The organism is Cellulomonas sp. NPDC057328, assembly GCF_042667215.1.
Classification (GTDB): domain Bacteria; phylum Actinomycetota; class Actinomycetes; order Actinomycetales; family Cellulomonadaceae; genus Cellulomonas.
In genome coordinates, this window is sequence record NZ_JBHUZW010000140.1 from 1 (window position 1) to 9925 (window position 9925).

General features: G+C 74.2%; 6 protein-coding genes. 5 read left to right on the forward strand and 1 reads right to left on the reverse strand.

The genetic code is table 11. The annotated features are described in order from the left end of the window. Window positions 1-140: 140 nt before the first annotated feature. Entirely contained in the window at window positions 141-1157 is a 1017-nt protein-coding gene (locus ACFUMH_RS17265; protein ID WP_378208479.1) for a LacI family DNA-binding transcriptional regulator, read from the reverse strand. Between the two features lie 202 nt (window positions 1158-1359). Between ACFUMH_RS17265 and ACFUMH_RS17270 the strand changes: the two genes are divergently transcribed. The 5 genes from ACFUMH_RS17270 to ACFUMH_RS17290 all read left to right on the forward strand — a co-directional run bounded on the left by ACFUMH_RS17270 (window position 1360) and on the right by ACFUMH_RS17290 (window position 9912). Next, a complete protein-coding gene (locus tag ACFUMH_RS17270; protein ID WP_378208481.1) occupies window positions 1360-3387 on the forward strand; it encodes a beta-galactosidase in 2028 nt (675 codons plus the stop codon). Window positions 3388-3516: 129 nt separating this feature from the next. After that, on the forward strand, window positions 3517-4770 hold the full coding sequence (locus ACFUMH_RS17275; protein ID WP_378208483.1) for an extracellular solute-binding protein: 1254 nt from the start codon (window positions 3517-3519) through the stop codon (window positions 4768-4770). A 114-nt stretch (window positions 4771-4884) separates the two neighbouring features. Further along, window positions 4885-6507: an ABC transporter permease subunit gene (locus ACFUMH_RS17280; protein ID WP_378208485.1), complete on the forward strand. Its 1623-nt coding sequence runs from the start codon at window positions 4885-4887 to the stop codon at window positions 6505-6507. Continuing rightward, window positions 6504-7403, forward strand: coding sequence for a sugar ABC transporter permease (locus ACFUMH_RS17285; protein ID WP_378208487.1), 900 nt, complete (start codon window positions 6504-6506; stop codon window positions 7401-7403). Before ACFUMH_RS17280 ends, ACFUMH_RS17285 begins: the two co-directional genes overlap by 4 nt. A gap of 103 nt (window positions 7404-7506) precedes the next feature. Beyond that, a complete protein-coding gene (locus tag ACFUMH_RS17290) occupies window positions 7507-9912 on the forward strand; it encodes a glycosyl hydrolase 53 family protein (protein ID WP_378208489.1) in 2406 nt (801 codons plus the stop codon). Window positions 9913-9925 lie beyond the last annotated feature (13 nt).

A 9925-nucleotide genomic window follows, 5' to 3' on the forward strand; every position in this document is an offset into this window, starting at 1 on the left:
AGTGCGGGTGTTGCAACACCCGCACTCGTGACGCATGTACCGCAGTCGACGGTAAGGCGTTCGTGACGGTGCGGGCGGGCGGTCGCGGTGGCGGTCCGGCGGGCCGTCGGCGGTGGTGGGGGGGCGCGGCCGGGGTGGGGTCAGGCGCTGGTGCGGACGACCAGGCTTGCGGGCATCGTCACGGACTTGTGGGGGGCGCCCGCGATGACGTCGAGCAGCAGGCCGACCATCTCCGCGCTGATGAGGTCGAACGGCTGGTGCATGGTCGTCAGCGGCGGGTCGAGCGTCGCGGCGAGGCCCGCGTCGTCGAACCCGCCGACGGCGACGTCGTCCGGCACGCGGCGCCCGTGCTTGCGCAGGGTCGCGATCGCGCCGGCGGCCATCGTGTCCGACGCGGCGAAGACGGCGTCGAGGTCGGGCGCGCGCGCGAGGAGCTCCTCCATCGCGGCGGCACCAGACTCGACCGTGTAGTCGCCGTGGGCGACGTACCGCTCGTCGAAGTCCGCGCCGAGCTCGTCGCGGTAGCCGTCGAGGCGGTACCGGCCGCCGGGGGTGTCGAGCGGGCCGGCGACCATCGCGACGCGCCGGCGCCCGGTCGAGCGCAGGTGCCGCACCATCGTCCGTGCGCCGCCGATCTCGTCGACCGACACGGACGCGACCTGGCCGGTGAACCCGAGCGGCAGCCCGCAGGAGACGGTGGGGATGCCGCGGGCGACGAGGTCGGCGAGCAGCGGGTCGTCGGCGTGCGTCGAGATGAGCAGGACGCCGTCGACGTGGCCGTCCGCGACGTACGCGGCGGCGTTCTCCCGCTCGGTGGGCGTGCCGGCGACGAGCAGGACGAGGGTCATGCCGCGGCGGGCGAGCGCCTCGGCGGCGCCGCGCAGGAGGATCGCGAAGTTGGGGTCGGCGAACAGCATGTCCTGCGGCTCGGTGAGCAGGAACGCGAGCGAGTTGCTGCGGCCGGTGGCCAGCGAGCGCGCGTGCTGGTTGGCGCGGTAGCCGGTGTCGGCGATGGCGCGCTCGACGGCCTCGCGCGCCTCGGGGGAGACCCAGTGCCCGCCGTTGATGACGCGCGAGACGGTGCCGCGGGACACGCCGGCGGCCGCCGCGACGTCGCGGATCGTCGGGCGCCCCCGGCCCGTGGCGGTGCTGACCACGGGGGTGACTCTAGACCCGCGACCGCGGGAGCGGTGCCACCCGTGGCCGCACCGGCCTACCTAGACCTGTGCACGGTCACAGGTCCATAACGACACGATCGAGGGGTGGCGGGCGCATCGCGAGGCGTGCTTACCTGTGCACGGTCACAGGCTGTGACCGTGCACAGTCGCACGGCTGTGCGGAGCGACCCGACGGAGCGTCATGACCGACCCGAGCTGGTTCCCCCGCGACGCGATCGCCTACGGCGGGGACTACAACCCCGAGCAGTGGCCGCGCGAGGTGTGGGACGAGGACGTCGCCCTCATGCGCGAGGCCGGGGTCAACCTCGTGAGCGTCGGCATCTTCTCGTGGGCGCTGATGGAGCCGCGCGAGGGCGAGCTCGACCTCGGCTGGCTCGACGACCTGCTCGACCTCCTGCACGCGAACGGCATCAGCGCCGACCTCGGCACCCCGACGGCCTCGCCGCCGGCCTGGTTCTTCGCGGCGCACCCCGACGCCCGCGTCGTGACGCGCGACGGCACCGTGCTGGGCTTCGGCTCGCGCGGCATGGCGTCCCCGAGCCACCCGGCCTACCGCGCCGCGGCGGTGCGCATCGCGTCCGCCCTCGCCGAGCGGTACGCCGACCACCCCGCGGTCGTGATGTGGCACGTGCACAACGAGTACGGCGCCCCGGTGGGCGAGGACTACTCGCCGGCCGCCGTCGACGCCTTCCGCGCGTGGCTGCAGGACCGCTACGGCAGCCTCGACGCCCTCAACGCCGCGTGGGGCACCGCCTTCTGGGGCCAGCGCTACCTCGAGTGGGAGCACGTGGGCGCACCCGCCGCCACGCCCAGCGTGGCCAACCCGGCGCAGCGCCTGGACTTCGCGCGGTTCACCGACCACCAGCTGCGCGCGTGCTTCGTCGCCGAGCGCGACGCCATCCGCGCGCACGCGGTGCAGCCCGTCACGACCAACTTCATGGCCAACGAGTGCCCCACCACGGACCTGTGGGCGTGGGCGCGCGAGGTCGACGTCGTCAGCAACGACCACTACCTGACCGCCGCGGACGAGCGGAACCACGTCGGCCTCGCCCTCGCCGCCGACCTCACGCGCTCGGTCGCCGGCGGCCGGCCGTGGCTGCTGATGGAGCACTCGACGTCGGCGGTCAACTGGCAGCCCCGCAACGTGGCCAAGCGCCCCGGGGAGATGGCCCGCAACTCGCTCGTGCACCTCGGCCGCGGCGCCGACGCGGTGATGTTCTTCCAGTGGCGGGCCTCCCGCTCCGGCGCGGAGAAGTTCCACTCGGCGATGCTCCCGCACGCCGGGACGCGCTCGCGGGTGTGGCGCGAGGTCGTCGGGCTGGGCCGCGACCTCGGTGCGCTCGGCGAGGTGCGCGGCTCCACCGTGCGCGCCGACGTGGCCCTGCTGTGGGACACCGAGTCCTTCTGGGCGCAGGACCTCGAGTGGCGGCCGTCGGTCGACGTGCGGCACCGGGAGCGGGTCCGCGCCTACTACGAGCGCCTGTGGCGCGACGGCGTGACGGTCGACATGGCCCACCCGTCGCAGGACCTGTCCCGCTACCGGGCGGTCGTCGCGCCGGCGTCGTACCTGCTCACGCAGGCGTCGGCGGACAACCTGCGCCGGTACGTCGAGGGCGGCGGCACGCTGCTCGTGTCGTTCTTCTCGGCGGTCGTCGACGAGCACGACGCGGTGCACGCGGGCGGCTTCGGCGCCCCGCTGCGGGACGTGCTCGGCCTGACGGTCGAGGAGTTCCTGCCGCTGCGCGCCGGCGCCACCACGCGGCTGGCGTGGACGCACGGCGAGGAGCGCGAGCTCCCGGCGGCGCTGTGGCAGGACGACCTGGTCCTCGAGGGCGCCGACGTCGTCGCGACCTACCTCGACGGCCCGGCGGCGGGCGGCCCGGCGATCACCCGGAACGCCGTCGGCGCGGGCACCGCCTGGTACGTCTCGACCGCGCTCGACGTCGACGCGCTCGCACCGGTGCTCGCGGCCGTGTACGCCGACGCCGGCATCACGCCGCCCGGGCTGCCGGAGGACGTCGAGGTCGTCACCCGGCACGGTGCCGACGCCGACTACGTCGTCGCCGTCAACCACTCGGACGACGACGCGAAGGTGCCCGTCGCCGAGGGGGTCGAGCTCCGCAGCGGCACGCCCGTCGCGGGCGCGCTGGACCTGACCGCGGGCGCCGTCGCCGTCGTCCGCGTCCCGCACGGGGGTGGTCGCCCCTAGCCGCCCGTCGCGCGCCCGTCGCGCACCCCGCGTGCGCCGCCACCCGGCGGCCCACGCCGTACGTCCCCGTCGCAGCGCCGCGATCCTCCCGGACGCGTGCACCGCGGCACCACACCGGAAGGAACGCTCATGCGCAAGACCGCAGCACTCCCGGTCGCGATGGTCGCGACCGTCGCCCTGCTCGCCGCCTGCAGCGGCGGCGGTGGCGACACCTCCAGCTCGGCCGAGCCGACGTCCGGCGACGGCGCCGGCGCGGGCACCACCCTCACCGTCTGGGTGGACGAGAACCGCGAGCCCGCGGTCGCGGCCGCGGCGGAGGCGTTCGAGGAGTCGACCGGCGTCACGGTCGAGCTCGTGCAGAAGAACTTCGAGGACATCCGCGCGGACTTCCTCGCGCAGGTCCCGACGGGCGAGGGCCCGGACATCACGGTCGGCGCGCACGACTGGCTGGGCTCGCTCATCGTCAACGGCGTCGTCGACTCGATCGACCTGGCGGACGTGCAGGACGACTTCGAGCCCGTCGCGGTCGAGGCGTTCACCTACGACGGCCAGCTGTACGGCCTGCCGTACGCGCTCGAGTCCGTCGCGCTGGTCCGGAACACGGCCCTCGCGCCCGACCCCGCCCCGGCGACGTTCGACGAGATGGTCGCGGTCGGCCGCGCGGCAGGCACGAAGCTGCCGTTCGTCATCAACACCAACGGCACCACGGGCGACGGGTACAACTACTACGCGCTGCAGACGTCGTTCGGCGCCCCGGTGTTCGTGCAGGAGGAGGACGGCTCCTACACGAACGAGATCGGCATGGGCGGCGAGGCCGGCCACGCGTTCGCGACGTGGCTGGGCCAGAACGGCATGGCGGGCTCCGGCGTGTTCAGCACCGACTGGACCGACGAGATCGCGCGCCAGGAGTTCGCCGACGGCAACGCGCCGTTCGCGATCACCGGCCCGTGGGCCATCACGGGCTTCCAGGATGCCGGCGTCGAGTTCGCCGTCGAGCCGATCCCGTCGGCCGGCGGCCAGACCGCGGCGCCGTTCGTCGGCGTGCAGGGCTTCTACCTGTCGGCGCAGAGCGACAACGCGCTGCTCGCGCAGGACTTCCTCGTCAACTACCTGTCGACGCCCGAGGCGCAGCGCGCGCTGCACGACGCCGACCCGCGCGTCCCGGCGCTGCTCCAGGTCGCGGAGGACGTCTCGTCCGACCCGGTCGTCGGCGGCTTCGTCGCCCAGGTGAAGAACGGCACGCCGATGCCGTCCATCCCCGAGATGGCGGACGTGTGGGACCACTGGAACGCGGCGGAGGCGGCGATCATCTCCGGCTCGGCCGACCCCGTCGCCGCCTGGGACAAGATGCTCGCCGACATCCAGGGCTCGATCGGCGGCTGACCCGCACCGGTGGGCGCCGGTCTCCGGTCCCCCCGGCCACGGCCGGCGCCCACCCCCCCGCGCACCGCGCGCACCCACGTCGACGTGACGAGACAAGGACGAGGCGGAGACCCGATGTCCACGCAAGCGACCCACGCGCCGGCCGAGCCCGGCACCGGCACCGGCGCACCCGAGCCGCACGCGCGGCGGTGGGACGGCCGGGGCGGCGGCTTCCTCGTGAAGCTCGCGCTCATGGCGCTGGTCAACGCCGTCGGCGTGAGCGTCCTGTGGGCGGCGTACGCGCAGGAGTCGTGGGCGATCTTCGCCGCGTCGCTCGTGCTGCTCGTCGTCGCCGACTGGGTGTACTTCAGCAGGCGCGCGCTGCCGCTGAAGTACATCCTGCCCGGCCTGGGCTTCCTGCTCGTGTTCCAGCTCTTCTCCATGGGCTACACCGGGTACGTCGCGCTGACGAACTACGGCACGGGCCACAACACGACCAAGGAGCAGGCGGTCGACGCGCTGCTCATCCAGGCCGAGCGCCGCGTCGAGGACTCGCCGAGCTACCCCCTGACGGTCGTGCAGCGGGGCGACGAGCTGGGCTTCGCGATCGTCGACGAGGGCGACGTGCGGGTCGGCTCCGCGGAGGAGCCGCTGACCGTGGCCGGCAACGCCTCGGTCGACGGCCAGCGCGTCACGGCCGTGCCCGGCTGGGACGTCGTGCCGTACACGACGCTCATCTCCGACACCGCGCTCCAGCAGCGCGTCGTCGACCTGCGTGTGCCCGTCTCCGACGACGCGGACGACGGCTCGATCCGGACGCGCGAGGGCTCCACCGGGCAGGTGTACTCGTCCGCGCTGGTGCACGACGAGGCCGCCGACACCCTCACGAACACGGAGACCGGCGTCGTCTACCGCGCCACCGACGAGGGCCGGTTCGTCTCCGACGACGGCGAGGCGCTGGCGGTCGGCTGGCGCGTCAACGTGGGGCTGGAGAACTTCACGCGGGCGTTCGCCGACGACACGTACTCCGGCCCGCTGCTGCGGATCACGGTGTGGACGTTCGCGTTCGCGATCGCCACCGTGGCGACGAGCTTCCTGCTCGGACTCGTCCTCGCGCTCGTCTTCAACGACACGCGGCTGCGCGGCCGCAAGGTCATGCGGACGCTCTTCATCCTTCCGTACGCGTTCCCGGCCTTCCTGTCCGCGCTGCTGTGGCGCGGCATGCTCAACGCCAACCCGGACTACGGGGTGGTCAACCAGCTGTTCTTCCTCGGCACCCGCATCCCGTGGCTCGACGACCCGACGCTGGCCAAGCTCGCGATCATCGGCGTCAACCTGTGGCTGAGCTTCCCGTACTGGTTCCTCGTGTGCACGGGCGCGCTGCAGTCGCTGCCGGAGGACGTCATGGAGGCCGCGCGGATCGACGGCGCCGGCCGGTGGCGCACGTTCCGGGCGATCACGATGCCGCTGCTGCTGGTCTCGACGACGCCGCTGCTCATCGCGTCGTTCGCCTTCAACTTCAACAACTTCACGCTGGTCTACATGCTCACGGGCGGCGGGCCGCGGTTCACGGACACGTCGGCCACCCTCGGGCACACCGACATCCTCATCTCGATGATCTACCAGCTGTCCGGCGTCGCCGGCGGCCGCGCCGACTACGGGCTCGCGAGCGCCCTGTCGATCATCGTCTTCCTCATCATCGGCACGATCTCCGCGCTGGCGTTCCGCCGGACGCGCAGGCTGGAGGAGGTCCTGTGACCACCACGACGAGCCGTCCCGCGACGACCACGTCCGACCGGGCCCGCGTGCGCCGCGGCCGCTGGTTCGCCGACGTCGGGTGGAAGTACCCCGTCGCCGCGGTCGTGGTCCTCTACGCCGCGTTCCCGCTGGTCTACGTGCTGTCGGCCGCGGTCGCGCGCACCGGCACGCTCACGGGCTCGACCGAGCTGTTCCGCACGTTCTCGACGGCGAACTTCGAGGCGCTGAACGCGTCGCGGTTCTGGACGTGGGGCGTCAACAGCCTCGTCGTCGGCGGCGCCACCGCGATCGGCTCGGTGCTCATGGGCGCGGCCGCCGCGTACGCGTTCTCGCGGTTCTCGTTCCGCGGCCGCCGCGGCGGCCTGACGTCGCTGCTGATCATCCAGATGTTCCCGCAGATGCTCGCGTTCGTGTCGATCTTCCTGCTGCTGCTCGCGCTGGGCGACGTCGTGCCCGCGCTGGGCCTCAACAGCACGGTGGCGCTCATCTGCGTCTACCTGGGCGGCGCGCTGGGGACCAACACGTTCCTCATGTACGGGTTCTTCAACACGATCCCGCGCGAGCTCGACGAGGCCGCGCGCATCGACGGCGCCACGCACGCGCAGATCTACTGGACGATCATCCTGCGCCTGGTCACGCCGATCCTCGCCGTCGTGGGCCTGCTGTCCTTCATCTCGACGTTCGGCGAGTTCATCCTCGCGCGCGTCATCCTCACCTCGCAGGAGCGCTGGACGCTCGCCGTCGGCATGTACGGCTGGGTGTCGCAGGAGCTCAACGCGAACTGGGGCCTGTTCGCCGCCGGCGCCGTCATCGCGGCGCTGCCCGTGCTGCTGCTGTTCCTCTTCCTGCAGAAGTACATCGTCGGCGGGCTCACCGCCGGCTCCGTCAAGGGCTGACGGCCCGCACCGCATACCCGCACCGCACCCCCGCACCGCACCACCCGCGCGCCCGCGGCGCGCGTGCCCGCCTGCTCGGACGACGACGATCGAGAGGACCACCGTGTCACCACGTCCCGCCCCCGCCCGCCCGCTGCGCGCCCTCGCGGCCACCGCGGCCGCCGGCGCCCTGCTGCTCACCGCGTCACCGGGCTGGGCCGCCCCCGACGACGGCCCGGTCGAGGCCGGCGTCGTCGTCGAGCGCGTCGACGGCCTCGCCGCGGACTTCATGAACGGCGTCGACGTGTCGTCGCTGCTCTCGCTCGAGGAGAGCGGGGTGACGTTCCGCGACACCGCCGGCCGCCCCGCCGACCTGTTCGACGTGCTCGCCGACGCCGACGTGACCTGGGTGCGCGTGCGCGTGTGGAACGACCCCTTCGACGCCGGTGGCCGCGGGTACGGCGGCGGCAACGTCGACGTCGACCGCGCCGTCGAGATCGGCCGGCGCGCCACGGCCGCCGGCCTGCGCGTGCTCGTCGACCTGCACTACTCCGACTTCTGGGCCGACCCGGCCAAGCAGCAGTCGCCGAAGGCGTGGGAGGGGCTGCCGCTCGACGAGCGCGTCGCGGCCGTCGGCGAGTACACCGCCACGAGCCTGCAGGCGTTCGAGGACGCCGGCGTCGACGTCGGCATGGTGCAGGTCGGCAACGAGACGAACAACGGCGTCGCGGGCGTCACCGGCTGGGACGCCATGGCGCAGGTCTTCTCCGCGGGCAGCGCCGCGGTGCGTGAGGTGCTGCCCGACGCCCTCGTCGCGGTGCACTTCACGAACCCCGAGACCGCCGGCCGGTACGCCGGCTACGCGCGCGAGCTGGCGGCGCGCGGCGTCGACTACGACGTGTTCGCCAGCTCCTACTACCCGTTCTGGCACGGCACGCCCGACAACCTGACCCGCGTCCTGCGGGACGTCGCGACGACGTACGGCAAGCAGGTCGTGGTCGCCGAGACGTCGTGGGCGTACACGCTCGAGGACGGCGACGGGCACGGCAACACGATCGACCAGCCGGCGGAGGCCACGGCGTACCCGGTGAGCGTGCAGGGGCAGGCGACCGCCGTGCGCGACGTGATCGCGGCCGTCGCGGCCGTCGGCGACGCGGGCCTCGGCGTCTTCTACTGGGAGCCGGCGTGGCTGCCGGTCGGCCCGCCGGACGCGCTCGAGGCCAACGCGGCGCTGTGGGAGCGGGACGGGTCCGGTTGGGCGACGAGCGCCGCCGGGGAGTACGACCCCGAGGACGCGGGTGAGTGGTACGGCGGCTCGTCGTGGGACAACCAGGCGCTGTTCGCGCACGACGGCACGCCGCTCGAGTCGCTGCAGGTCTTCCGGTACGCGCGCACGGGCGCCGTCGCGCCGCGCGAGGTCGTGTCGGTCGAGCAGGTCCGGGTGACGGTCGTCGACGGCGAGCCCGTGACGCTGCCGGCCACCGTCGCCGTGACCTGGAACGACGGCTCCGTCGAGCAGGACCCGGTCACGTGGAGCGGCGCGGTCGACTGGATCCGCGGCCCGGGTGAGTACACGGTCCGCGGCACGACCGCGGCCGGGCGCGCGGTCACCGCGACCGTCGTCGTCACCGCCACGAACCTCCTGCGCAACCCCGGCTTCGAGGACGACGACCTCGCGCCGTGGTCGATCACGTGGGAGAACGCGCAGGTCCGGGAGGGCGTCGACGCCCCCGAGGGTGCGCGCGCCGTCAACTTCTGGGACGACGCGCCGTACGCGCTGCGCGTCGCGCAGACCGTGACCGGCGTCCCCGCCGGCACGTACACCGTGTCCGCGACCGGGCACGGCAGCCTCGAGGGCGGCACCGGCGGCGTCGCGCTCACCGCCACGACGGCGGCGGGCACCCGGTCGGCCGACCTGCCGCTGGCCGGCTGGCAGCAGGAGCGCACCGCCGTGCTCGACGACGTGGTCGTCGGTGCGGACGGCGTCGTGACGGTCGCGGTCGCGGGGGACCTGCCGGCCGCCGCGTGGGGCTGGGTCGACGCGTTCGTCCTGACGCCCGCCGCCGCCGGGACCGACGTGGTCACGACGGCGCTCACGGACGCCGTGGCGCGCGCCGCCGCGGTCGACCGCGCCGCCTGGACCCCGGCGTCGCTGGCCGACCTGGACGCCGCCGTCGAGGTGGCGCAGGTCGTGCTGGTCGGCAGCCGCGCGACGCAGGCGGACGTCGACGCCGCGACGGCGCTGGTCGCGGCCGCGCTTGACGGGCTCGTCCCGCTCGCGCCGGGGCCGACGCCGTCGACCCCGGCCACGCCCGCACCGACGGCCGGTGCCCCCGCCGGGCCCGCCGCCGGGGCGGGGACCGCGGCCGGTGGCGCAGCCGCCGCGACGGGTGCGCGCCCGGCCGCCGACCGGCTCAGCGCCACGGGCGCGACGGCCGGACCGCTGGTGGCCGTGGCCGCGGGCCTCCTGGTCGCCGGTGCGACGGGCGTCCTGCTCGCGCGCCGCCGGCGGGCCGACGCCCGCGGCTGACCGCCGCCGCTCC